Below are 22,754 nucleotides of genomic sequence, written 5' to 3' on the forward strand. Positions count from 1 at the left end.
GCGGCTGAGACGACGCTCGGCGCGACGTGGGGCCCCGATCTCTCGGGGCCCCACGTGCCACTCGTTCGGTGCTCAGGCCAGTTCGTGCCCGTCGAGCATCTCGGCGACGAGCGCCGCGATCGCCGAGCGCTCGCTGCGCGTGAGCGTGATGTGAGCGAAGAGCGGATGCCCCTTCAGCGTCTCGATCACGCTCGCGACGCCGTCGTGGCGGCCGACCCGCAGGTTGTCGCGCTGGGCGACGTCGTGCGTGAGCACGACCCGCGAGTTCTGGCCGATGCGGGAGAGCACCGTGAGCAGCACGTTGCGCTCGAGCGACTGCGCCTCGTCGACGATCACGAACGCGTCGTGCAGCGAGCGCCCGCGGATGTGCGTGAGCGGCAGCACCTCGAGGATGCCGCGGTCGATGACCTCCTCGAGCACGTTGTCGGAGACGACCGAGCCGAGCGTGTCGAACACCGCCTGGCCCCAGGGGTTCATCTTCTCGCCCTGATCGCCCGGCAGGTATCCGAGCTCCTGGCCGCCGACCGCGTAGAGCGGACGGAACACCATGATCTTCTTGTGCTGCTGGCGCTCGAGCACCGCCTCGAGGCCCGCGCACAGGGCGAGCGCCGACTTGCCGGTGCCGGCCCGACCGCCGAGCGAGAGGATGCCGATCTCGGGATCGAGCAGCAGGTCGATCGCGAGCCGCTGCTCCGCCGAGCGCCCGTGCAGCCCGAAGACCTCGCGGTCGCCGCGCACGAGCCGCACCTCGCGCTCCCCCACGACCCGGCCGAGCGCCGAACCCCGGTCGGAGTGGATGACGAGGCCGGTGTTGATCGGCTGCTCGAGGTCGGCGGGCATCGTCAGGTGCTCGTGCTCGTAGAGCTTGGCCATGTCGTTGGAGCCGAGGTCGAGCTCAGCCATGCCGTTCCATCCCGAGTCGACCGCGAGCTCGTGCCGGTACTCCGCGGCGTCGAGACCGATGGACGCGGCCTTCACGCGCAGCGGCAGGTCCTTCGAGACGACGGTGACGGCGAGGCCGTCGTTGGAGAGGTTCAGCGCGCACGCGAGGATCCGCGAGTCGTTGTCCGAGAGCCGAAGCCCCGACGGCAGCACGCTCTGGTCGCTGTGGTTCAGTTCGACGCGGAGCGATCCGCCGTCGCCGACGGTGATCGGGAAGTCGAGCCGCTCGTGCTCGACGCGCAACTCATCGAGGATGCGCAGCGCCTGACGGGCGAAGTAACCGATCTCGGGGTCGTTCCGCTTCGCCTCGAGCTCGGTGATCACGACGACGGGCAGCACCACGGCGTGCTCGTCGAAGCGGAACAGGGCCTTCGGATCGGAGAGCAGCACCGAGGTGTCGAGCACGTACGTGCGCTCCTGCTGTGCTGCAGCGGCACCCGCCGCGAGATCGGTCGACTTGGAGGTAGAGAGTGACACGCCAGCTCCCGCCCCGAGCTTCAGCTCGGCATTCCGCGCCGGCGGCGAACCTCCCACGAGCGGTTCACGAGCCGACTCGAACAGGCGATTTACCTGTTGAGGTGAACCTACGTCCGTCTCGCCGGAACTCCGGAAGCGACACGCGGCAGGTCACCTCGCGTTCACATTCCGCGGGTTGAGCTTGTCGAAACCCCGCGTTCGTGGAAACAGCTTCGACAGGCTCGACCCGCAGAAGTGTCAGCTTCGACGGACTCGACCCGCAACAGCGTCAGTAGCTCGCCGCGGTGCCGTACGACACGAACGCCGCGCGCAGCATCTCGAGCGTCTCGCCGGAGGTCGCGGCGTGCACCGAGAGCCGGATGCGCCCCTGCCGCATGGTGGCCGTGACGCCGTGGTTGTGCAGCGACGCGGTGAGCAGGGTCACCTGCTCGGTCGGCGGTTCGAGCACGACGATGCCGGCGCGCTCGCGCTCGTCGCGCGACGAGACCACGGCGATCGCGAACTCGTCGGCGAGCTCGATGGCCTGGCTGACCCGCTCGGTCATCGCGGTGTTGATCGCGGCGACGCCGACGTCGGCGATCTCCTCGAGGCTCGCCGCGAACCGCGCCTCGGCCAGCGGGTCGGGGTTCGACACCCGGTAGGCGCGGGCATCGGGCGCCGGAGGCGGCACCTCGCCCCAGGGCTCGTCCTCTTCAGTGCCGGTGAAGCCCGAGAACACCGGGGTCAGCTGGTCGAGCGCGCGCGGCGACAACGCCATGAACCCGGTGCCCCAGCCGGCGCGGCACCACTTCTGCCCACCGGTCAGCACCACGTCGGCGACCTCCCACGGCGCGTCGACGACGCCGAAGCCCTGGATGGCGTCGACGATGAGCAGTCGATCGCCGATGACCTGCCGGATGCCCTCGATGTCGCAGAGGTACCCCGAGCGCGAATCGACGAGGCTCACCGCGACGGCGGCCACGTTCGACTCGAGCTGCTCGCGGATCTGGCCAGGGGTCACCTTGCCGTGGTCGGTCTCGAGCCACACGGGCTGCACGGTGTGCAGCGCCTCCTGAGCGCGCACCGCGGCGATGGGCAGGCTCGGGAACTCCTCTGCCGAGAGCAGCACCCCGCCGGTGAGGCCGAACATCGCGTGCATGATGCCCGTCGTCGTGTTGGGCTGGAAGACGATCTGGTCGGCCGGGAAACCGGTGACCGCCGACGCCGCCGCGCGCACGCGACCGTCTTGCTCGCGGATCTCGTCGAGGCTGCCGTGGCGGGCGCGCTGCAGCACCTGGGTGAAGACGAGCGACTCCTCGGCGGCGGCGGTCGAGAGCGGCCCGACCCGGCCGTAGTCGAGGTACCCGGGTTCCTGGGTGAATCCGGCGGTGAAATCGTCGATGGTCACGTGGTGGTGCCCCCTTCATCGAGGCGGAGTTGGTCGGCGCGCATAGTCTCGCAGACGCGGGTGTCGCGAGTCATCCGCCGAATCGGCGATGACGCTTCGTGTAGTCGCGGAGCGCGCGCAGGAAGTCGACCTTGCGGAGGTCGGGGCCGAGCGCCTCGACGAAGTAGAACTCGCTGTGGGCCGACTGCCAGAGCATGAAGTCACTGAGCCGTTGCTCGCCCGAGGTGCGGATGACGAGATCGGGGTCGGGCTGGCCACCCGTGTAGAGGTGCTGGCCGATCAGGTCGGGCGTCAGCCGCTCGGCGAGGTCGTCGAGGCTCCGCCCCTCGGCGTGATGCTCGGCCACGATCGAGCGCATCGCGTCGGTGATCTCCTTGCGGCCGCCGTAGCCGACCGCGAGGTTGACGTGCAGGCCGTGCTTGTCGGCGGTTCGGTGCTCCGCCGCGTCGAGCGCCGCGACGAGCGGCTCGGGCAGGCCGGCATCCGACCCGACGTGCTGCACGCGCCAGTCGCGGTAGTGCGAGAGCTCCTCGGCCAGCTCGGCGATGATCTCGATCAGGTCGGCGAGCTCCGCGGAGGGGCGATTGCCGAGGTTGTCGCTCGAGAGCAGGTACAGCGTGACGGTCTTGATGCCGGCGTCGTCGCACCACTCGAGGAACTCGCGCATCTTCGCCGCCCCGGCACGGTGGCCGTGAGCTGCGGTGTCGTAGCCGAGCTGCTTCGCCCAGCGGCGGTTGCCGTCGATGATCATCGCGACGTGTCGCGGCATGGCCTCGGGGTCGAGCCCGCGCCGGAGTCGGTTCTGGTAGAGGCGGTAGAGGATGCCGCGACCGAGGGGCTGATCGCTCGTCTGCACGGGACTACGCTACCCCTCCGTCGCATCCGCCACTCACAGGCGGCCGTGACCGGCGAGGTCCTACGCTGTGAGCATGACCTCGAAGCGCCGCCGCGCATCACACGACGCCGTCGAAGAACTCACCCGCCCTGTCGCGGCGGAGGATCCGGGCGACACCGCCGTCGCGCGCGATGCGCACGGCCCCGATCTGCCGAACATCCCGCTGCTCGACGATTCGCTCGCGCACCCCGAAGAGGTCAAGCCCACGTGGCGCGGCTGGATCCACGCCGGCACCTTCCCGGTCACGATCGCGGCGGGCATCGTGCTCATCGCGCTCGCCGAGGGCGCGCCGGCGAAGTGGGCCTCGGCGGTCTTCGTGGTCTCCTCGATGCTGCTCTTCGGCAACTCGGCGCTCTACCACCGCTTCAACTGGAAGCCGAAGACGAAGCTCGTGCTGAAGCGCGTCGACCACGCCAACATCTTCCTGCTGATCGCCGGCACCTACACGCCGCTCGCGGTGCTCGCCCTGCCGCCCGACAAGGGCTGGCTGCTGCTCGGCGTCGTCTGGGCCGGAGCGCTCGCGGGCATCGGCTTCCGCGTGTTCTGGATCGGCGCGCCGCGCTGGCTCTACGTCGCGCTCTACCTGCTGCTCGGCTGGGCGGCCGTGATGTACCTCGGCGACCTGCTCGCCGCGAACGCCGCGATGATGGTGCTCGTGATCGTCGGCGGCCTGCTCTACACGGGCGGCGCCATCGTCTACGGGCTCAAGAAGCCGAACCCGTGGCCCGGCGTCTTCGGGTTCCACGAGATCTTCCACACCTGCACGGTGCTCGCGTTCATGTGCCACTGGACGGCGACGCTGCTCATCGCGATCGCGCCGGTCTACCACGTGGGCTGAGGCCGGTCGCCGCTGGTCGGCGAGCGAGCGCCGCGGCGTCTCGAGACCCGGTCAGCGAGCGGATGCCTCGTCGGGCCCCTCATCGGGCCCCTCATCGGTCGCACCGGGCTCGGCGGGCGGCAGCGTGCCCGAGGCATCCGTCACCTGGCCGTCGGCCTCGGCGATCTCGGCATCGCGCGCCTCGGCCTCGAGCTGCTCGCGCACCTCGATGCGGTAGTTCGTGCGGCGGATGCGACGCACCATGTCGAGAATCAGCAGCAGCACCGCGACCATGATGAGGAACGTGATGACGAAGCCCCAGACGCCGGGCGTCACCGTGTTGGGGTCGAACTCCTCGTCTTCCGCCAGGACGGTCAGGGCTGAGACGACGAGCATCGGACTCTCTTTCACGCTTGCACTGATTCACGCCTGCACGGGCGGGCTTCGGCCTGCGCCGGGCGCGTTAGGCTTGAATTCCAGCCTAGACGATCGACCTCGAAGGAGCCTGCGGTGACCGCGCCCCAGAACGCAGCGCCCCAGAACACAGCGCCCTCGAACGCAGCGCCCACGGACGGCGTGCTCGACGAGCGATACGGGCGCACCCGCACGCACCGCACCCGCGATCGAGTGCTGCTCATCGGCGGCGCCATCGCGTTCGCGATCGTGCTCGTGGCGTGGGTCGTCTGGGCGGGCCTCGACGGCCAGAAGCCGCAGATCGAGGTCACCGACACCGGTCATCGGCTCATGAACGAGAACCGCGCCGTCGAGGTCACCTGGACCCTGTCGGTGCCGCCCGGCAACGAGACCGCGTGCGCCGTGCAGGCCTTCAACGAGGACTTCACCGTCGTGGGCTGGAAGATCATCGAGGTTCCGGCGTCCGATCGGCACCTTCGCAGCCTCACCGAGACGGTGCGGGTCGCCCAGGAGGCGAACACCGGTTTGATTTACGGCTGCTGGCTCACCTAACATGGGGCATTCGCTCCGACATCCGTCGGGGCGACACGTCTATATACGTCAGTGCGGTCGAGGCTGCACTGGCACGGGAGTGTGCATCATGGCGCAGGACGTCACCGCCACCTGGCTCACCCAGGAGGCCTACGACCGCCTGGCAGCGGAACTCGAGCACCTCTCCACCCACGGCCGCGAAGACATCGCCAAGCGAATCGAGGCCGCGCGCGAGGAGGGCGACCTCAAGGAGAACGGCGGCTACCACGCGGCCAAAGACGAGCAGGGCAAGATGGAGGCCCGCATCCGTCAGCTGAAGGAGCTGCTCCGCACCGCCGAGGTCGCCGACGCACCGCAGTCGTCGGGCGTCGTCGAGGCCGGCACCGTCATCACCGCGATCATCGCCGGCGACGAAGAGACGTTCCTCATCGGCAGCCGCGAGATCGCCGGAGACTCCGAGCTCGACGTGTGGAGCACGCAGAGCCCCCTCGGTGCCGCGATCCTCGGCCTGAAGGTCGGCGAGAAGACCAGCTACACCGCGCCGAACGGTCGCGAGATCGCCGTCGAGATCACGAGCGTCGAGACCTGGGGCGGCCAGTAGGCGTCAGTCGTTGTCGACGACCGGTTCGTAACCGGCCCGTCGCAGCACCTCGACGACCTCGGCCCGGTGCTCGGGGCCACGGGTCTCGATCGAGAGCTTGAGCTCGACCTCGGAGATCTGCAACCCCGAGCCGTGCCGCGTGTGCAGCACCTCGATGACGTTCGCATTCGCCTCGGCGAGCAGCTCGGCGATGCGAGCGAGCTGGCCGGGACGGTCGGGCATGCCGATGCGGAGCGTGAGATAGCGATCGGACGCCGCGAGGCCGTGCGCGATGACCCGCTGCATGAGCAGCGGATCGATGTTGCCGCCCGAGAGCATCGCGACGACCGGACCGTCGGAGACGATCTGACCCGTCATGATCGCCGCGACCGAGACCGCACCCGCCGGCTCGACGACGAGCTTGGCACGCTCGAGCAGCACGAGGAGCGCCCGTGCGATGTCGTCTTCGGAGACCGTCACGATCTCGTCGATCGCCTCGCGGATGATCTCGAAGTTCAGTTCGCCGGGGCGGTAGACCGCGATGCCGTCGGCGATCGTGGGCACGACCGGCACGCGCTGCGGAGTGCCCGCCGCGAGCGAGGCGATGTAGGGCGCAGCGTTCTCGGCCTGCACGCCGACGATGCGGATCGTGCGCCCGAGCTCTGCGGCGCGCTGCTTCGCGGCGCTCGCGATGCCGGCGGCGAGCCCGCCGCCACCGATGGGCACCACGATCGTCGCGACGTCGGGGGTCTGCTCGAGGATCTCGAGTCCGAGCGTTCCCTGGCCTGCGATCACATCGGGGTGGTCGAACGGCGGGATGATGACCGCGCCGGTCTCGTCGGCGAATGCCGCCGCCGCCTCGAGGGTCTCGCCGACCGAGTCGCCGCGGAGCACGACGTCGGCGCCGTAGGCCTTGGTCGCCTCGAGCTTCGGGAGGGCGACGCCGACCGGCATGAAGATCGTGGCGTGGATGCCGAGCTCACGAGCGGCGAACGCCACACCTTGCGCGTGATTGCCCGCCGAGGCCGCGACGACGCCGCGAGCACGCTCCGACTCGGTCAGGGCGGCGATGCGGTGATAGGCGCCCCGGAGCTTGTAGGAGCCCGTGCGCTGCAGGTTCTCGCACTTGAGGTGCACGGGCACGCCGAGCAGCTCGGCGAGGAACCGCGACGACTCCATGGGCGTCTGCCGGGCGACGGCGGAGACGACGCCCCGCGCACGCTCGAAGTCGGCGAGGCTGGGTCCTGCGATCGTGGTCGTGGTCGACAACTCGTTCATTCTCCTCGTTTGTAGCCGGGGCGTTGCGGGACCGTGCGCCAGAGCGCCGACCGGACCGGCGGTGGCGGACCGGCGTCGTTCTTCCACGCACCGCTCGCGACGGAGAGGATCATGACGTTCACGACCGCGGCGACGGGCACCGCGAAGAGCGCGCCGGGGATGCCGGCGACCAGCGAACCGGTCGCGACCGCGACCACGACGCCGAGCGGATGCACCTTGACGGCGGTGCCCATGATGAGCGGCTGCAGCACGTGGCCCTCGACCTGCTGCACGAGCAGCACGATGCCCAGCATGATCACGGCCTGCCAGAAGCCGAGGTAGACGAGGGCGACGAAGACGGCGAGTGCGCCCGTGATGACGGCGCCGACGATCGGGATGAACGAGCCGAGGAAGACGAGGATCGCGATCGGCACGGCGAGCGGCACCCCGAGGAAGAAGGCTCCGAGGCCGATGCCGATCGCGTCGATCGTCGCGACGAGGATCTGCACCTTCACGAAGTTCTGCAGCGTCGCCCAGCCTGCCTGACCGGCGCCGTCGATGGCGGCGCGCCCGCGCCGCGGGAAGATGCCGACGATCCAGTTCCAGATGCCGCGTCCGTCGATGAGGATGAAGAGGGTCGCGAAGAGGGCGAGCAGCATGCCTGCGAGGAAGTGGCCGAACGTGGTGGTGACCGAGAGCGCACCGCTCAGGAGCACTCCCGTGTCCTGCTGCACCGACTGGATGAGCTGGTCGGCCCAGTCGTTCAGTTGCGCCTCGGTGATGTGGAACGGCCCGTTGAGCAGCGAGTCGCGGAAGCGGTCCCACGCGACGAGCGTCTGCGCGGCGAGCTCGTCGGAACCGCGCACGATCTGCCAGATGCCGAGGGTGAGGAGCCCTCCGACCACGACGAGCGCGGAGAGCATCGCGGTCAGCACCGAGAGCCACTTCGGCCAGCGGTGGTTCTGCAGGAAGCCCGAGAACGGCACGAGCAGCGCGCCGATGAGCACCGCCACGAGTATCGGGATGACGATGAGGCGCAGCTGGATGATCAGGAAGACGACCACGGCGAGCACGCCGCCGATGAGCAGCAGACGCCAGGACCAGCCGGCGGCCAGGCGCATCCCGAACGGGATGCTGTCGGCGACGTCGCGCGGCGCGGAGCCCGCCTGCTGCGCGGGCGGCTGCACCTCTGCTGCACCCCGCGACACTCGGCCCCGTTTCCGCCCCGTGGAGTCCGTCATCGCTCCAGTCTAGGCGCGGCGTATGAACAGGACGGCATGGGCGACGGATGCCGCGCGCCCTCGTCGCATCGTCGGCCTCGTCGTGCTCGCCGCCCCCGTCGCGCTCGGTGTCGGTCGCTCCCGCTATCGTCGAGGCATCATGGTCGACGTCGTCAGCCCCGCCCTCGCCCGCCGCATCGCACTTGCCGCGCAGGGCTTCGCGCGCCCGTTGCCCGAGGCGCCGGGCACCCGCGCCGTCAACGGCGTCATCGATCGGCTCGCGCTCCTGCAGATCGACTCCGTCAACGTATTCGAGCGCAGCCACTACCTGCCCGCGTTCAGTCGGGTCGGCGCCTACGACCGCACCGCGCTCGATCGCATCACCACGGGCCGCCGCGGGCGCATGGTCGAGTACTGGGCGCACCAGGCCGCGTTCATCCCGCGCGAGCTCTGGCCGCTCTTCGAGTTCCGCCGCGCGGCGTTCCGGGCGAACGGCAGCGACTGGGGCGGGTGGGTCGCCGAAGACGCCCCGCTGGCCGAGTGGCTGAGGGCGGAGCTCGCCGCGAACGGCCCCATGCGGGCGAGCGAGATCGAGCACGACGCCAACGAACGACGCGGCCCGTGGTGGGGCTGGTCCGACGTCAAGCGCACGCTCGAGATGATGTTCCGCACCGGCGACGTCGTGTGCGTCGAGCGGCGCCGCTTCGAGCGCGTCTACGCGCTGCCCGAGCAGGCACTGCCGAGCGAGCTGCTCGGCACCGCTCCGGCCGAGGCCGACGCCGTGCGCGAGCTCGTGGAGCTGGCGGCATCCGCTCAGGGCATCGCGACCGAAGCCGACCTCGCCGACTACTGGCGCATGAAGCGCGCCCCCGTGCGGCAGGCGATCACCGAACTCGAGGAGTCCGGGGTGCTGTTGCCGGTCGAGGTCCCCGGGTGGCAGACCGGGGCGCGGCAGACGCCGGCCTGGCTGCACCGCGATGCCAAGCGGCCGCGACGCATCGAGACGGCCGCGGTGCTCTCGCCGTTCGACCCCGTGGTGTGGTTCCGGCCGCGCACCGAGCGGCTCTTCGACTTCCACTACCGCATCGAGATCTACACGCCCGAGCCCGAGCGCAAGTTCGGGTACTACTCGCTGCCGGTGCTCATCGACGATCGGGTGGTCGGCCGCGTCGATCTGAAGAGCGACCGGCAGGCCGGAGTGCTGCGGGTGCAGTCGGCGTGGAGCGAGCCCGGTGCGCCCGCCGAGACTGCTGCACGGCTCGTGCCGGTGCTGCAGCGCGCGGCGGCCTGGCAAGGGCTCGGCGAGGTGAGCGTCACCGGGCGGGGCGACCTCTCCCCCGCGCTCGCTGCCGAGCTCCGGGCAGCAGGCTGAGCCTGCTGGGCACCTGAGCCGATCAGCTGAGCTGCCGGTCTCGTGAGCTCTTGAGCGCCTAGAAGGCGCCGCCCATCTCCTCGAGCCGCTTGACGCGGTCGGCGATCGGCGGGTGGGTGGCGAAGAGCTTGTCCATGAGACCGGGCTTCAGCGGGTCGGCGATCCAGAGGTGGGCCATCGACGAGTTCTGGCGCTGCATGGGCCGGCCATAGGTCTCGAGCTTCAGGAGCGCGCGGGCGAGCGCGTCGGGGTGCCGAGTCGTCATCGCGCCGGTGGCATCGGCCAGGTACTCGCGCTGACGCGAGACGGCGAGCTGCACGAGGCTCGCCACGAGGGGCGCGATGAGCATCGCGACGAGACCGAAGATCATGACGATCGGGTTGCCGTTGTTGTTGCCTCGACCGCCGAAGAAGGCCATGCGCACGAGCATGTCGGAGATGAACCCGACGGCCACGACGAGGCCGAACACGACCATCGAGAGGCGGATGTCGTAGTTGCGCACGTGCCCGAGCTCGTGGGCCATGACGCCCTCGAGCTCGGCGTCGTCCATGATCTCGAGGAGGCCCGTGGTCGCGGCGACGACGGCGTGCTCGGGGTCACGGCCGGTGGCGAACGCGTTCGGCGCAGGGTCGGAGACGACGAACACACGCGGCATCGGGGTGCCGGTGGTGATCGAGAGGTTCTCGACGGTGCGCCAGAGCCGCGGGTGGTCGGCCTTCGAGTGCAGCTCGACCGCGCCCGACATCGAGAGCGCCTGACGGTCGGCGGTGAAGTACTGGAACAGCGCGTAGGCCGTCGCGATCACGAGCGTGACCACCACGATCGTGACGTCTTGGTAGATGACCGCCGCCAGCCAGCCCAACCCGCCGATGATGGCGAGGAAGAACAGGATGATGAAGACGGTGTTGCGCTTGTTCTTCGCGATCGCGCGGTACAACGCCGGCCCTTAGAACTGCACGCGCGGAGGTTCGGCGATCGCCGCCGGCTCCGTGACCTCGAAGAAGTCGCGCTCGTGGAAGCCGAGGTTGCGCACGAACAGGGTGTTCGGGAAGACCTTGATCTTCGTGTTGAGCTCGCGCACGCCGCCGTTGTAGAACCGGCGCGAGGCCTGGATCTTGTCTTCGGTGTCGACGAGCTCGGACTGCAGCTGCAGGAAGTTCTGGCTGGCCTGCAGCTGGGGGTAGGCCTCGGCGACCGCGAAGATCGACTTCAGCGCCTGCTGCATGTGGTTCTCGGCGGCACCGGCCTCTGCGGGGCCCTGAGCGGTCAGCGTCTCGGCGCGGGCCCGGGTGACGGACTCGAACACCGACTTCTCGTGTGCCGCGTAGCCCTTGACCGCCTCGATGAGGTTCGGGATCAGGTCGGCACGGCGCTTCAGCTGCACCGTGATGTCGCTCCACGCCTCGTCGACACGCACGTTCAGCGTGACGAGGGAGTTGTACGTCGCCCAGAGGTAGATGCCGATGATCACCACGAGCGCGACGACGATGATGAGGGGGATGAGCCATTCCATGGCACGGACTCCTAAGCGCTCTGAGCGTGGTTTGCTGTGTGGTTTCAGTGTAACGAGCGACCCTTCGCGTGAGCTGTGCTTCCCATGAGACTCGGAGGATCCGGAGGGCGTTCTCCGGGCATAGGCTCAGGCTGTGACGGAGCACTCGGAACGCCGTCGGCGAGGCCGCCCCCGCGGAGCGAACGCGGGCGACACTCGGGCGCGCATCCTCGCCGCCGCGACCGCCGAATTCGCCGAGCACGGGTACGAGGCGGCATCGATGCGGGCGATCGCCCGTCGGGCCGACGTCGACCCGGCGCTGGTGCATCACTACTTCGACGGCAAGCAGGCGCTCGTCGCCGAGGTCGTCGAGGTGCCGCTGCGTCCCGAGCGGGTCGTCCGCGAGGCGCTCGCCGCCCCGATCGACGAGCTCGGAGGCCGTCTCGTGCGCGCGGTGCTGACGGCGTGGGACTCCGGAGCCGTTCGCCCGGCTGCGGTGGCGGCACTGCGGTCGGCGATCGGCCAGGGACCCGTCGCCCGCATGCTCCGCGAGTTCCTCCGCCACGAGATCATGCAGCGCATCGCCACCGCGCTGGGCGACGCCGACGACGCCGAACTCCGTGCCGAGCTCGCGGCCTCCCAGCTCGTGGGCGTCATCATGGTGCGCTACGTGCTCGAGTTCGAGCCGGTCGCCTCGGTCGACGTCGACGAGCTCGTGAGACGGGTCGGACCGGCCGTGCAATGGCACCTGACCGGGAGTCCGGAATCGCTTGACAGCACGGCGCGGTCGGCGAATGATTCAGCACATGATGAATAACTCGGATGCCGCGGGGTCCGCATCCGGCGCATCGTCCGGATCGGCATCCTCCGCCGCGGTCATCGTGCAGGACCTGACGGTCGTCCGCGGTGGCGTCCCCGCGCTCGATCGGCTCTCGCTCGCCGTGCCGCGCGGCCACCTGATCGGCCTGCTCGGCCCGAGCGGGAGCGGCAAGACCACCCTGATGCGCGCGATCGTGGGCGTGCAGGTCGTGAAGTCGGGCACGATCGAGGTGCTGGGCCTGCCGGCTGGCAGCCGGGCCCTCCGCACGCGCATGGGCTACGTCACCCAGCAGGCGAGCGTCTACGACGACCTCTCGGTGCGGCAGAACCTCGCCTACTTCCGGCGCATCATCGGCGCACCGGCATCCGATATCGACCGTGTCATCGAGCGCACCGACCTCGGCTCGGTCGCCGGCCGGCTCGTCGGCTCGCTCTCGGGCGGCCAGCGCAGCCGGGTCTCGCTCGCGGCGGCCCTCCTCGGCGATCCCGAGGTGCTCGTGCTCGACGAGCCCACGGTCGGCCTCGACCCGGTGCTCCGCGTGGAGCTCTGGGCGTTGTTCCGCAGCCTCGCCGACGACGGCGCGACGCTCCTCATCTCGAGCCACGTCATGGACGAGGCGAAGCGGTGCGACCGCCTGCTGCTCCTGCGCGACGGCGCGCTGCTCGCCGACGACACCGTGCAGGGCCTCCTCCAGGTCACCGGCACCGACGATGTCGAGCAGGCCTTCCTGCGCCTCATCGAGCGCGGCAAGCCCGACCTGCGTCCCTCCACCGAGACCGAGTCGGAGGCGGAACGATGAACCTCACCCGCACCTTCGCGACCGCCGGCCGTGTGCTCGGCCAGATCCGACACGACCCCCGCACCGTCGCCCTGCTCCTCGTGGTGCCGAGCCTGCTCATCGGCCTCGTCGCCTGGATCTTCGTCGACACCGACCTGTTCACCGACATCGGCCCCGCGATGATCGCCCTCTTCCCGTTCATCGTGATGTTCCTCGTCACGAGCATCTCGACCCTGCGGGAGCGCCGCAGCGGCACCCTCGAGCGGCTGCTGTCGATGCCGATGGGCAAGGGCGACTTCATCCTCGGCTACGCCCTCGCGTTCGGCCTGCTCGCCGTGTTCCAGACGGCGATCGCCGTCTCGTTCGCCGTCTGGGTCTGCGGGCTCGAGATCGAGGGCTCGATCTGGCTGCTCTTCGCCGTGGCGGTCGCCGACGCCCTGCTCGGCACCGCGCTCGGCCTCCTCGCGAGCGCCTTCGCGCGCTCCGAGTTCCAGGTCGTGCAGTTCATGCCGCTCATCGTCTTCCCGCAGATCCTGCTCGGCGGCATCTTCATCCCCCGCGACCAGTTGCCCCCCGCGCTCGAGGCGATCAGCGAGTGGCTGCCGCTGAGTTTCGCGATCGATGCCCTGCAGGCCGTCGCCGCCGATTCGGAGAGCGCCGAGTGGATCACCGCGAAGATCCTGGTCATCGTCGCGTGGATCGTCGGCTCGATCGTGCTCGGTTCGATCACGCTGCGTCGCCGCACGCCCTGACGCGCTCACGCACACACACACGCACGCGCGCGAGGCACGACGGACGAGGGGCGGATGCCGCGTGGTATCCGCCCCTCGTCGGTTCAGCAGGCTACGTGCCGAGCACCCGGTCGAGGTACGGGTTCGCGAAGCGTCGCTCGGGGTCGAGCTCGTCGCGCACGCGCAGGAAGTCGTCGAAGCGCGGGTACACCTCGCGCAGCGACTCGGCGTCGCGCGAGTGCATCTTGCCCCAGTGCGGGCGCCCTCCGTACCCTCGCATGATCGCCTCGACCGCGGCGAAGTACTCGGTCGGGTCTTCACGGAAGTAGCGGTGCACGGCGATGTAGCCCGACTCGCGGCCGTGGGCGGTCGAGAGCCAGTTGTCATCGGATGCCGCGGCGCGCACCTCGATCGGGAAGCTGATGCGCCAGCCCTTCCGCTCGATGAGCTCGCGCACCTCGCGCATGGCGGCGGGCACCGCCTCGAGCGGCACCGCGTACTCCATCTCGCGGAACCGCACCGTGCGGTTCGTGATGTAGACCTTCGGCGAGAAATCGGCGAAGTCGCGGTCGCCCGTGAGCTTCTCGACCTGGCGCGCGAAGACCGGAACGACTCCGGGGGCGACCGTGCCGAGTGCGCAGACGCCGCGGTAGGCGCCGTTCGCGAGCAGCTCGTCGTCGACCCAGCGCGAGAGGCGCCCGAGCGGGCGCCGCGGTGCGTCGCCCGGCAGGCGGGTGTTCGTCTTCGTCAGGGCCGCCTCGGTGTGGGGGAACCAGTAGAACTCGAAGTGGTCGGCGGCGCGCACGCGCTCCTCCCACCCGTCGAGCACCTCGCCGAGCGGTTCGGGCTTCTCGACCGCGTGCAGCACGTACCGCGGCACGAGCTGCAGCGTCACGTCGACGAGCACGCCGAGCGCACCGAGGCCGAGGCGCACGGCCGGCAGCAGTTCGGGGCGCTCGGTCTCGCTCACGGTGATGAGCTCGCCCGTGCCGGTCACGAGGCGGGCGGCGACGATCTGCGTCGCGAGGCCGCCGAAGGCGAGGCCGGTGCCGTGCGTGCCGGTCGAGGTCGCACCCGAGATGGTCTGCCGGTCGATGTCGCCCATGTTCGCGAGCGCGAGCCCATAGGGAGCGAGCAGCTCGGGCAGTTCGTGCAGCCGGGTGCCGGCGCCGAGGGTGACCCGGCCCGTCGCGACATCCGCGTCGATGACTCCCGAGACGCCGGTCATGTCGAGCTGCACGCCCGGCGCGACGGCGATGCCGGTGAAGCTGTGGCCCGAGCCGACGGGCTTGATGGGCAGGCCGGATGCCGCAGCCGACGCGACCGCCCGCTGCACCGCCTCGGCCGTGGCGGGACGCTCCACGCGAAGGGGCCGCACCGACTCCGTGCGACCCCAGTTGCGCCAAGTGGCTCCAGTCGCGGTCACAGGGACTCCTCATCTCGTGCACGAGTCGAATCGCGACCCGTACTCACCTGCCAAACGGCTCCCGCAACGGTCACAGGAACGCCTTCCCTTCTCCCCGATACGTCGGGATGGTGTCGACGACTTCGCCCGCATCGACCACGGCGAACTCGTTCAGGTGCTCGGCCAGCTCGCCCGACTTCGTGTGACGCAGCCACACGCGGTCGCCGACCTTCATGCGACGTGCCGCCGGGCCGCTCACGGGGGTCTGCACCTCGCCGGCCATCTCCCGCGGTTCCATCACGAGGCCTTCGGGCCACACGATCTTCGGCAGTCGGTCGGCGGAGGGCGGGCCGGAGGCGACCCAGCCGCCGCCGAGGATCGTCGCGTGGTCGCGGCTCGGGCGGCGCACGATGTCGAGGGCCCATGCTGCGGCGGGCGCCGGGGTGAAGTGCTGGTAGCCGTCGAAGAGGTGACCGCCGAAGATGCCGGAGCCGGCCGCGATCTCGGTCACCGAGGTGTCGGCATGGGTCGCCTCGAGCGAACCCGTGCCGCCGCCGTTGACGAACTCCAGTTCCACGATCTCGCGCACGGCGGCCACGGCACGGCCGCGACGCTCGCGCAGCTCGGGCATCGAGCGCGACTGCATCCAGCGGTTCACGGCACCGTCGACCGGGCGACCGGCGGGCTGGTTCACGACGCCGGCGATCTGCGCCTCGTAGGCCATCATGCCGACGAGCTCGAAGCCGGGGCGCTTCACGATGTACGCGGCGAGCGCCGCGGCGTCTTCGGGGGCGTGCACGGGCGAACGGCGCACACCGAGGTGACCGAGGAGCGGTGCGTTCCACGAGGCGTCGAGCTCGAGGCACACGCGGATCGACTCGCGCTTGCCCGGCGGCAGCACCGCGTCGACGAGGTCGAGCTGCGCCGGAGAGTCGACCATGAGCGTCACCCGCTTGGCGAGCTCGGGGTCGCTCGCGAGCCGGCGGATGGCCGCGCGTTCGGCGGTCGGGTAGCCGACCACGACGTCGTCGACGGTCTCGGCGAGCCAGAGCGCCTCGGCGAGCGTGTACGCGAGCACGCCGTGGTAGCCCGGCATGGCGAGCAGCGCCTCGACGATGCCGCGCACGCGCAGCGACTTCGAGGCCACGCGGATCGGCGTGCCGTGCGCCCGGCGCAGCATGTCGAGCGCGTTGTGCCGCAGCGCCCCGAGGTGGAGTGCTCCGACGGGGGCGTCGAGGTGGGCGGTGGCGGCGGTCAGCGACGGCCAGTACTTGTCGGGGTGCAGCCAGTCGGAGGCATCCGATGCCGGCGTGCCGGTCTTGCGCAGGTCGATCGTCATCAGCGCACGCTCCGAACCCGCGCGACGGCGAACGCACCGGCGAACGAGAACGCGGCGCCGAGCAGGAAGACGAGCATGAACGAGCCCGACACGACCACGGCAGCGGCGCCGATCATCGGGGCGATCGCCTGAGGCACGGCCGAGGCGATGTTCATGATGCCGAGGTCCTTGCCGCGGGAGGCGGCGTCGGGCAGCACCTGCGTCGCGAGCGCCTGGTCGACCGAGAGGAAGCAGCCGTAGCCGAGGCCGAGGAGGCCCGCACCGATCATCGCGACGGTGAGGTCGGGGAAGAGACCGAGCATGAGCGCCGCGACGCCCTGGAGCCCAGACGCGATGAAGACGAACAGCTTGCGGCGGCCGAGCTTGTCGGAGAGCTTTCCGAGGATGAGCGAGGCGAGGATCACGAACACCATGTAGATGAGCGTGAGCACGATGAGGTCGTCCTCGGCGTTCTCGTCCTTCAGCTGGAACATCAGGAAGTAGAGCAGCAGGCTCGTGCCGAGCGCGTTGCCGACCGAGACGAGCACGCGGCTCAGCAGGGTCCAGCCGAAGTCGGGGTGCTTGCGCGGGCTGATCCAGAACCCGCTGAGGATGCCCTTGGCCGTGACCCGCACCCGCTCGGTCGGTGCGAGCGGCTGGTCGGCCCGGAAGAGGAACGGCACGGCGAGCACGACGAGGATCACCGCGAGCAGGATGTAGCCGAGCGAGGCGTCGGTGACGAGCTCGGTCACGAGCACGAGTCCGACGATGATGCCGACCGCCTGCGGCGCCGACATCCAGCCGGAGACGAAGCCGCGCTGGTTGACGGGCACCTGGTCGGAGATCGTCGCGGTGAGCGCGGCGGTCATGATGCAGAAGCCGACGGATGCCGCGACCCACGTCGCCCCGATCGCCCAGATCTCGGTCTGCTGCCCGAGCGTGACGAGCGAGAGACCGAAGACGACGGCGCCGATCGCGATCCACGGGCGGCGGCGGCCGAAGCGCGACGTCGTGCGGTCGGAGAGCGCACCCGTGAGCGGGTAGGCGATGATCGTCGCGACGGCGGCGATGCCCGAGATGATGCCGAACGCGACGACGCTGTCGACCCAGTTGTCGGGCTTGAGCTGCGCATCGATCTGCGCCGGCAGGAGCAGCTGCACCGGGGTGAGCTGCGCCATCCAGATGCCCAGCCAGACCGTCGCGAACGAAGCGATCCAGCCGGCGGAGACGCGGCGGACCGGCTCGCCGAGCGCGGCGGTGGTGGGGTGCGCCGCGTTGGGCGCGGAATCGAGGCTCGTCATCGGGGCTCGGCCATTCTCGAAAGGGCGTCGGCGGCCGCGTGCGCGACCGACCGTGCGACGTCGTCGTCGCGGGTGACGAGCCACGTGAGGGTGAGCCCGTCGGTGAAGGCGATGAGGACCCGTGCGACCTGCTCGACGGGTGTGGTCCAGGAGACGCCCGCGAGTTCGGCCGCGGCCGAGAGCGACCTCGCGCCGAGCTCGGTGTACCGGTCGTACTGGGCGATGGCGAGCGGATGCCGTTCGGGCGAGCGCAGCGCGTACTGGGTGAGTTCGAGCATCGCCTGCTCGTGCTCGGGATCGCCGCGGAGGTGGTCGAAGTAGCGCAGCAGCCCCGCCTCGAGCATGTCGCGGATGTCGTGCCCCTGCAGGTCGTCGGGCAGCACCGCCTCCTGCTCGCGGGCGACGACCGTCGTGATGAGCTCGTCGATGAGCTCGTCGCGCGAGTCGAACGCGTAGTGGAAGCTCGCCAGCGACATGCCGGCCTCGGCGACGATCGCCCGGGTCGTTGCTTGCGCGATTCCGCGCTGGGACACCACGCGGAGTGCCGCCTGTACGAGCGCGGCACGCCGTTCTGAAGCGGGGATGCGGGCCATGCGACTCCTTTCGACACCGTCGACGACTGAAGTGGGACGATCGTCCCAGTCGCATCAGTATGCACGAAAACCGTTACGCTCGCAGCATGCGCCTCGGAGTCCTCGACGTCGGTTCCAACACGGTGCACCTGCTGGTCGTCGAAGCGCACCCTGGCGCACGCCCCATACCGACAGCCTCGCACAAGTCCGTGCTGCGCCTCATGCGCTACCTCGAGCCCGACGGCGCCATCAGCTCCGAGGGCGTCGCCGCCATCCTCACGGCGGTCGGCGGAGCGGCATCCGCTGCTGGCGAGGCCGGCATCGAGGAGCTGCTCGCGTTCGCGACCTCGGCCATCCGCGAGGCGGCGAACGGCGAGGCCGTGCTCGATCTCGTCGAGCGCGAGACCGGCGTGCGCCTGCAGGTGCTCTCGGGTGACGACGAGTCGCGACTCACCTACCTCGCCGTGCGGCGCTGGTACGGCTGGTCGGCCGGGCGTCTGCTGCTCTTCGACATCGGCGGCGGTTCGCTGGAGCTCGCGCAGGGCATCGACGAGGTGCCGGATGTCGCGCGGTCGCTCCCCCTCGGCGCCGGGCGCTCGACGATCTCGTTCCTGCCCGACGACCCGCCCTCGCCCGAACAGGTCGCGCGGCTCCGCGCCCACGCGCGCGAGGTGCTCGCCGAGGCCGTCGAACCGTTCAAGGCCCTGCCGTCGCCGAACCACGTGGTCGGCTCCTCGAAGACCATCCGCTCGCTCGCCCGTCTGGCCGGCAGCATCGAAGACGGATTCGGCGACACCGAGCGCAGCATCCTGACCCGCGACGGCCTCGACGACTGGACGCCCCGGCTCGCGCGCATCCCCGCAGACGCCAGGCCCGCCCTGCCCGGCATCACCGCCGACCGCACCTTCCAGATCGTGGCCGGTGCCGTCGTGCTCTCGGAGACGATGCGCGCCTTCGGCGTCGACGAGCTCGAGGTGTCGCCGTGGGCGCTCCGCGAGGGACTCATCCTCCGCCGCCTCGATCGACTCACCTGACGCGGGTCATGGCCTGGGCTGCGCCTGCCCCTCGACGTTCGTCCGTCCCGAGCCGTCTGATGCGAGGGGGTCGGCCGGGTCCGGCAGTCGGGGCCCGATCGCTTCGCGCGCGGTCTTCGCCCAGTTCGTGCGGCCCGTCCAGTGCCGAGCGAGCGCAGTGAGGAAGACCGGGAACACGATCCACGTGTAGACGGCGTAGGGCACCGTCTCGACGAGGGCGAGCAGGAGGCCGCGGATGCCACGACCCCGCAGGGAGAGCGTGATGAAGCCCGGACCGAAGCCGAGCGTGAGGAACAGCAGGAAGATCGTCAACGATGCCGGGACGACCGGTACCTGAAGCACGACGGCGAGCACGATCGTTGCGAAGAAGTCGAGCCCGGCGATCGAGATGAGCACCGGCGTGAGCAGGTAGTGCACGGCGTCGATCCTGGCGATCGGCCCCTGCTCGAGGCGCGCCGACCCGCCGATCAGCCCGAGCGCCTGCCAGCCGCCCTGCGCCCAGCGCACGCGCTGCCGGTAGAGCCGTCGAATCGCGGGAACCCCCTGCTGGTCGATGGCGGCGCCGTTCTCCTGCCCTCCGCGCCAACCGGCCTGCAGGAGCCGCACTCCGAGGTCCTGGTCCTCCGTGAGCCGGTCGCGCCATGGCCCGTCGTCGACCGCGATCGACGTGAGCGCCGAGAGCCGGTTGAACTGACCGTTGCCGCCCATGTTGGCCGTCCCCCACGACGCGCGACCGGCCTGGTAGACGAGCCCGAACGACGAGAACTCGACGTCCTGCGCCCAGGTCAGGAACCGGTTCGCATTGTAGATGCGCACGAGCACCTGCACCCCGGCCGTGCGCGGGTCGGCGAAATGCCAGGCGACCCGGGCGGGCGCATGCCGCTCGAGGCGGCCGTCGGCGTCGATGATGCCGACGATCACCCGATCGTCGGCGATCCCGCTGAAGCCGGGCTCGGTCAACAGCTCGTCGCGGATGTGCCGGTACGCCTCGTTGAGCGCCGCGGCCTTGCCGCGTCGCGCGTTCGGCGCAGTTCGGGTCAGCACGCGGAGGCGAGGGTCGTCGATGCCGCGCAGGATCTCACCCGTACGGTCGGTCGATCCGTCGTCGACGACCAGGACGACCGCGCGATGCGCTTCGGCGTCGAGGAGTCGCGCGACACTGTCGGCGATCGTCACCTCTTCATCGAGTGCCGGCACCACGAAGACCCAGAGGAAGTCGTCTTCGCCCGGCGCACCTTCGAGGATCGGGCGCCGACGGCCCCGCCGGTAACGGAACCCGGCGACCGCGAGGCTGGCGATGGAGACGAAGGAGATCACCGTCAGGGTCAGCGCGATCCAGAAGAGCACCTGGAAGGCGACGGGCACTCCGGCGAACAGCTCGCTCCAGACGATCGGCTCAAGCACTCGCAACACCGCCGAGGCCGTCGGCGATGCCGTCTCGGTATGCCTGGCCGAGCTCGTCGGCCGGATCCTCGAGGTATCCCGCCGCGCGCAGCACCCCGATCCGGTCGATGCCGGCGCCGAACTGCTGCGGAGCCCGACGGCCGAACACGACGTGCTCGGTGAGGGCGCGGATCCGCTCGGCCGCGTGCCCGTCTCCGTACGGGTTGGAGCGTGCGGAGCGCCGCGCATACGCCCTCGGGTCGTCGAGCAGGCGCGATGCGCTGGAGACGATGAGCTCGGGGTCGGAGCCCACGAGTTCGACGGTGCCGGCCTCGACGCCCTCCTGTCGCTCCGTGGTCTCCCGCAGCACCAGCACGGGCTTTCCGAGCGCCGGTGCCTCCTCCTGGATGCCGCCCGAATCGCTGATGACGAATGCGGCGCGACCGAGCAGGCGGGAGAACCCGGCGTAGCCCATCGACGCCACCAGCGATGCATTCGCGTGCGGCGCCAGGTGGCGGCGCAGCACCTCCTGCACCGCTGGATTCGGATGCAGCGGCACGACGAATCGCACGTCGGGATACGCTTCAGCGAGTGTCGCGACCGCGCCCGCGATGCGCTCGAGCGGATCGCCCCAGTTCTCCCGCCGGTGCGCGGTCACCACCACGACGCGCGTCGTGATGTCGTATTCGAGATCGTCGAGCCCCGCCACTCCGTAGGGCACGTCGAGCGACGCGGCGAAGAACAGCGCGTCGATCGCGGTGTTGCCGCTGACGAAGATGCGCCCCTCGTCGATCCCCTCGAGGATCAGGTTCTGCTCGTTCCGGAAGGTCGGGGCGAGGTGGAGCGCGGCGATGCGCGAGATGAGCTGGCGGTTCAACTCCTCGGGAAACGGCGAGAGCGTGTCATCCGTGCGCAGCCCCGCCTCGACGTGCACGACGGGCACTCTGGTGTGGAACGCCGCCAACGCCGCTGCCGCCGCACTGGACGTGTCGCCGTGCACGAAGCACGCGATCGGAAACCCGTCGGGCGGTGCACCGTAGTTCGTCTCGCGGGTCGGACCGAACTGCTCGAAGACCCGGCTCATGCCGCCGAGCACATCGGCGAAGAGCTGGTTGAGGCTGCGTCCCGCCGCCGCCGTCTCGAAGGTGACGTCGGGTTCGATGCCACCCAGGGCGAGCACATCCGCGACGAGCGCGGCGTGCTGCCCCGTCGACACGACGAACGCGCTGAAGCGGCTGCTCTCACGGAAGGCGCGGATGACCGGCAGCATCTTGATCGCCTCGGGTCGTGTGCCGACGACGAAGACGGCGACGAGCGGGCCCTGTGCGGTGTTCTCCCCCATCCGCCCACCGTAGGACACGAGCAGCGACGAGTGGTGGAGGCACTCGCCGTCGATGGGTGGGAGGGGATTCTCGGATCGATCAGGATTGGAGAAGCGCTGAGCCGCGGCATCCGCATAGCCTGAGATCGACGACCCGCCCGATGCGGCGGCACCGATGAGAACCCCTGAAGGGAGCATGACGATGGCAACGGACACGTCCGGAGGGCTCAGCAAGGAAGAACGCGACGCCGTCAAGCAGCGCGCCAAGGAGCTGCGCGAGCAGGAGAAGGCCGGCAAGAACCGCGCGGCCGGTGACAAGGCGGTGCTCGAGGCGATCGCCGAGATGGAGCCCGCGGACAAGTCGCTCGCCGAAGGGCTCTACAAGGTCGTCACCGCGGTCGCGCCCGACCTCGTGCCCAAGACCTACTACGGCATGCCCGGCTTCGCGAACGCCGAGGGCAAGATCGTCGTCTTCATCCAGGCGGCCGCGAAGTTCAAGACCCGGTACGCGACCATCGGCTTCGAGGACCGGGCGAACCTCGACGACGGCGACCTGTGGCCCATCGGCTTCGCCGTGCGCAACTGGACGCCGGCAGTCGAGGCGAAGCTCACGGAACTCGTGCGCAAGGCAGTGAGCTGACCGCCGCCGTCTGATGCCCGCGGCGCGGGGCGGCAGGCGGCGCACGCCGCGGTCGAACGGGCGCACC

23 protein-coding genes are annotated in these 22,754 nt (G+C 70.2%); 9 read left to right on the top strand and 14 right to left on the bottom strand.

What is annotated here, in order from left to right; genetic code table 11:
- Positions 1-72: 72 nt before the first annotated feature.
- The 3 genes from BUR99_RS16845 to BUR99_RS16855 all read right to left on the bottom strand — a co-directional run bounded on the left by BUR99_RS16845 (position 73) and on the right by BUR99_RS16855 (position 3,662).
- Positions 73-1,419, bottom strand: a complete 1,347-nt coding sequence (locus BUR99_RS16845; RefSeq protein WP_084184086.1) for a PhoH family protein — start codon at positions 1,417-1,419, stop codon at positions 73-75.
- Positions 1,420-1,687: 268 nt separating this feature from the next.
- A complete protein-coding gene (locus tag BUR99_RS16850; protein ID WP_074261497.1) occupies positions 1,688-2,806 on the bottom strand; it encodes an aminotransferase class V-fold PLP-dependent enzyme in 1,119 nt (372 codons plus the stop codon).
- 70 nt (positions 2,807-2,876) lie between these two features.
- On the bottom strand, positions 2,877-3,662 hold the full coding sequence (locus BUR99_RS16855; RefSeq protein WP_074261498.1) for an isoprenyl transferase: 786 nt from the start codon (positions 3,660-3,662) through the stop codon (positions 2,877-2,879).
- A gap of 73 nt (positions 3,663-3,735) precedes the next feature.
- Between BUR99_RS16855 and trhA the strand changes: the two genes are divergently transcribed.
- Complete coding sequence (trhA, locus tag BUR99_RS16860) at positions 3,736-4,539, top strand: PAQR family membrane homeostasis protein TrhA (protein WP_084184087.1); 804 nt, start codon at positions 3,736-3,738, stop codon at positions 4,537-4,539.
- Positions 4,540-4,590: 51 nt separating this feature from the next.
- Here trhA and BUR99_RS16865 read toward each other — a convergent pair whose 3' ends face one another.
- Positions 4,591-4,914, bottom strand: a complete 324-nt coding sequence (locus BUR99_RS16865) for a hypothetical protein (RefSeq protein ID WP_084184114.1) — start codon at positions 4,912-4,914, stop codon at positions 4,591-4,593.
- Positions 4,915-5,028: 114 nt separating this feature from the next.
- On the opposite strand from BUR99_RS16865, the gene BUR99_RS16870 reads away from it, so the two are divergent.
- Both BUR99_RS16870 and greA read left to right on the top strand, forming a co-directional pair.
- A complete protein-coding gene (locus BUR99_RS16870; protein WP_074261500.1) occupies positions 5,029-5,484 on the top strand; it encodes a DUF4307 domain-containing protein in 456 nt (151 codons plus the stop codon).
- Positions 5,485-5,572: 88 nt separating this feature from the next.
- Positions 5,573-6,064: a transcription elongation factor GreA gene (gene greA / locus BUR99_RS16875; RefSeq protein WP_074261501.1), complete on the top strand. Its 492-nt coding sequence runs from the start codon at positions 5,573-5,575 to the stop codon at positions 6,062-6,064.
- Positions 6,065-6,067: 3 nt separating this feature from the next.
- Here the strand turns inward: greA and ilvA are convergent, their stop codons facing one another.
- Together ilvA and BUR99_RS16885 are read right to left on the bottom strand one after the other, a co-directional pair.
- Positions 6,068-7,312 carry a threonine ammonia-lyase gene (ilvA, locus tag BUR99_RS16880; protein ID WP_394327849.1) on the bottom strand — a complete coding sequence of 415 codons (1,245 nt, stop codon included), beginning with the start codon at positions 7,310-7,312 and terminating at the stop codon, positions 6,068-6,070.
- 5 nt (positions 7,313-7,317) lie between these two features.
- Entirely contained in the window at positions 7,318-8,541 is a 1,224-nt protein-coding gene (locus BUR99_RS16885) for an AI-2E family transporter (protein WP_084184089.1), read from the bottom strand.
- Between the two features lie 22 nt (positions 8,542-8,563).
- On the opposite strand from BUR99_RS16885, the gene BUR99_RS16890 reads away from it, so the two are divergent.
- Entirely contained in the window at positions 8,564-9,892 is a 1,329-nt protein-coding gene (locus tag BUR99_RS16890; RefSeq protein WP_327077907.1) for a winged helix-turn-helix domain-containing protein, read from the top strand.
- Positions 9,893-9,950: 58 nt separating this feature from the next.
- On the opposite strand, the gene BUR99_RS16895 is transcribed toward BUR99_RS16890, so the two are convergent.
- Together BUR99_RS16895 and BUR99_RS16900 are read right to left on the bottom strand one after the other, a co-directional pair.
- Positions 9,951-10,829 (bottom strand): M48 family metalloprotease, encoded by an 879-nt coding sequence (locus tag BUR99_RS16895; RefSeq protein WP_074261504.1) that lies wholly within the window; start codon positions 10,827-10,829, stop codon positions 9,951-9,953.
- A 9-nt stretch (positions 10,830-10,838) separates the two neighbouring features.
- Entirely contained in the window at positions 10,839-11,405 is a 567-nt protein-coding gene (locus tag BUR99_RS16900; protein ID WP_074261505.1) for a LemA family protein, read from the bottom strand.
- A gap of 133 nt (positions 11,406-11,538) precedes the next feature.
- Here BUR99_RS16900 and BUR99_RS16905 point away from each other — a divergent pair, with 133 nt between their 5' ends.
- From BUR99_RS16905 to BUR99_RS16915, 3 genes are read left to right on the top strand one after another with little or no spacing between them, the layout of a single operon-like run.
- The gene (locus BUR99_RS16905) at positions 11,539-12,201 is read left to right on the top strand and encodes a TetR/AcrR family transcriptional regulator (protein ID WP_074261506.1); all 663 of its coding nucleotides are present in this window, start codon (positions 11,539-11,541) and stop codon (positions 12,199-12,201) included.
- On the top strand, positions 12,191-13,003 hold the full coding sequence (locus BUR99_RS16910) for an ABC transporter ATP-binding protein (protein ID WP_074261507.1): 813 nt from the start codon (positions 12,191-12,193) through the stop codon (positions 13,001-13,003). The genes BUR99_RS16905 and BUR99_RS16910 overlap by 11 nt, the downstream gene beginning before the upstream one ends.
- Positions 13,000-13,734, top strand: coding sequence for an ABC transporter permease (locus tag BUR99_RS16915; protein WP_074261508.1), 735 nt, complete (start codon positions 13,000-13,002; stop codon positions 13,732-13,734). Before BUR99_RS16910 ends, BUR99_RS16915 begins: the two co-directional genes overlap by 4 nt.
- A 91-nt stretch (positions 13,735-13,825) precedes the next feature.
- Here the strand turns inward: BUR99_RS16915 and BUR99_RS16920 are convergent, their stop codons facing one another.
- The 4 genes from BUR99_RS16920 to BUR99_RS16935 all read right to left on the bottom strand — a co-directional run bounded on the left by BUR99_RS16920 (position 13,826) and on the right by BUR99_RS16935 (position 18,330).
- Positions 13,826-15,139: a D-arabinono-1,4-lactone oxidase gene (locus tag BUR99_RS16920; protein WP_074261509.1), complete on the bottom strand. Its 1,314-nt coding sequence runs from the start codon at positions 15,137-15,139 to the stop codon at positions 13,826-13,828.
- Between the two features lie 70 nt (positions 15,140-15,209).
- Positions 15,210-16,457 (bottom strand): amino acid deaminase/aldolase, encoded by a 1,248-nt coding sequence (locus BUR99_RS16925; protein ID WP_074261510.1) that lies wholly within the window; start codon positions 16,455-16,457, stop codon positions 15,210-15,212.
- Entirely contained in the window at positions 16,457-17,737 is a 1,281-nt protein-coding gene (locus BUR99_RS16930; RefSeq protein WP_074261511.1) for an MFS transporter, read from the bottom strand. The genes BUR99_RS16925 and BUR99_RS16930 overlap by 1 nt, the downstream gene beginning before the upstream one ends.
- The gene (locus BUR99_RS16935; protein ID WP_084184090.1) at positions 17,734-18,330 is read right to left on the bottom strand and encodes a TetR/AcrR family transcriptional regulator; all 597 of its coding nucleotides are present in this window, start codon (positions 18,328-18,330) and stop codon (positions 17,734-17,736) included. The genes BUR99_RS16930 and BUR99_RS16935 overlap by 4 nt, the downstream gene beginning before the upstream one ends.
- An 86-nt stretch (positions 18,331-18,416) precedes the next feature.
- On the opposite strand from BUR99_RS16935, the gene BUR99_RS16940 reads away from it, so the two are divergent.
- Complete coding sequence (locus BUR99_RS16940) at positions 18,417-19,343, top strand: Ppx/GppA phosphatase family protein (protein WP_074261512.1); 927 nt, start codon at positions 18,417-18,419, stop codon at positions 19,341-19,343.
- A 6-nt stretch (positions 19,344-19,349) separates the two neighbouring features.
- On the opposite strand, the gene BUR99_RS16945 is transcribed toward BUR99_RS16940, so the two are convergent.
- Together BUR99_RS16945 and wecB are read right to left on the bottom strand one after the other, a co-directional pair.
- Complete coding sequence (locus BUR99_RS16945; RefSeq protein ID WP_074261513.1) at positions 19,350-20,747, bottom strand: glycosyltransferase family 2 protein; 1,398 nt, start codon at positions 20,745-20,747, stop codon at positions 19,350-19,352.
- Complete coding sequence (gene wecB, locus BUR99_RS16950) at positions 20,740-22,068, bottom strand: non-hydrolyzing UDP-N-acetylglucosamine 2-epimerase (protein ID WP_074261514.1); 1,329 nt, start codon at positions 22,066-22,068, stop codon at positions 20,740-20,742. The genes BUR99_RS16945 and wecB overlap by 8 nt, the downstream gene beginning before the upstream one ends.
- Positions 22,069-22,249: 181 nt before the next feature.
- Between wecB and BUR99_RS16955 the strand changes: the two genes are divergently transcribed.
- Positions 22,250-22,687 carry an iron chaperone gene (locus tag BUR99_RS16955; protein WP_074261658.1) on the top strand — a complete coding sequence of 146 codons (438 nt, stop codon included), beginning with the start codon at positions 22,250-22,252 and terminating at the stop codon, positions 22,685-22,687.
- The last annotated feature ends 67 nt before the right edge of the window (positions 22,688-22,754 follow it).

Source organism: Agromyces cerinus subsp. cerinus, assembly GCF_900142065.1.
GTDB lineage: Bacteria > Actinomycetota > Actinomycetes > Actinomycetales > Microbacteriaceae > Agromyces > Agromyces cerinus.

Excerpts from the sequence above, each read along its gene's own strand:
- BUR99_RS16925 (WP_074261510.1), bottom strand. The coding sequence starts at position 16,457 with ATGACGATCGACCTGCGCAAGACCGGCACGCCGGCATCGGATGCCTCC.
- BUR99_RS16885 (WP_084184089.1), bottom strand. The coding sequence starts at position 8,541 with ATGACGGACTCCACGGGGCGGAAACGGGGCCGAGTGTCGCGGGGTGCA.
- BUR99_RS16910 (WP_074261507.1), top strand. The coding sequence starts at position 12,191 with ATGATGAATAACTCGGATGCCGCGGGGTCCGCATCCGGCGCATCGTCC.
- BUR99_RS16930 (WP_074261511.1), bottom strand. The coding sequence starts at position 17,737 with ATGACGAGCCTCGATTCCGCGCCCAACGCGGCGCACCCCACCACCGCC.
- wecB (WP_074261514.1), bottom strand. The coding sequence starts at position 22,068 with ATGGGGGAGAACACCGCACAGGGCCCGCTCGTCGCCGTCTTCGTCGTC.
- BUR99_RS16915 (WP_074261508.1), top strand. The coding sequence starts at position 13,000 with ATGAACCTCACCCGCACCTTCGCGACCGCCGGCCGTGTGCTCGGCCAG.
- trhA (WP_084184087.1), top strand. The coding sequence starts at position 3,736 with ATGACCTCGAAGCGCCGCCGCGCATCACACGACGCCGTCGAAGAACTC.
- BUR99_RS16865 (WP_084184114.1), bottom strand. The coding sequence starts at position 4,914 with ATGCTCGTCGTCTCAGCCCTGACCGTCCTGGCGGAAGACGAGGAGTTC.
- BUR99_RS16955 (WP_074261658.1), top strand. The coding sequence starts at position 22,250 with ATGGCAACGGACACGTCCGGAGGGCTCAGCAAGGAAGAACGCGACGCC.
- BUR99_RS16890 (WP_327077907.1), top strand. The coding sequence starts at position 8,564 with ATGAACAGGACGGCATGGGCGACGGATGCCGCGCGCCCTCGTCGCATC.
- BUR99_RS16900 (WP_074261505.1), bottom strand. The coding sequence starts at position 11,405 with ATGGAATGGCTCATCCCCCTCATCATCGTCGTCGCGCTCGTGGTGATC.
- greA (WP_074261501.1), top strand. The coding sequence starts at position 5,573 with ATGGCGCAGGACGTCACCGCCACCTGGCTCACCCAGGAGGCCTACGAC.
- BUR99_RS16935 (WP_084184090.1), bottom strand. The coding sequence starts at position 18,330 with ATGGCCCGCATCCCCGCTTCAGAACGGCGTGCCGCGCTCGTACAGGCG.
- BUR99_RS16940 (WP_074261512.1), top strand. The coding sequence starts at position 18,417 with ATGCGCCTCGGAGTCCTCGACGTCGGTTCCAACACGGTGCACCTGCTG.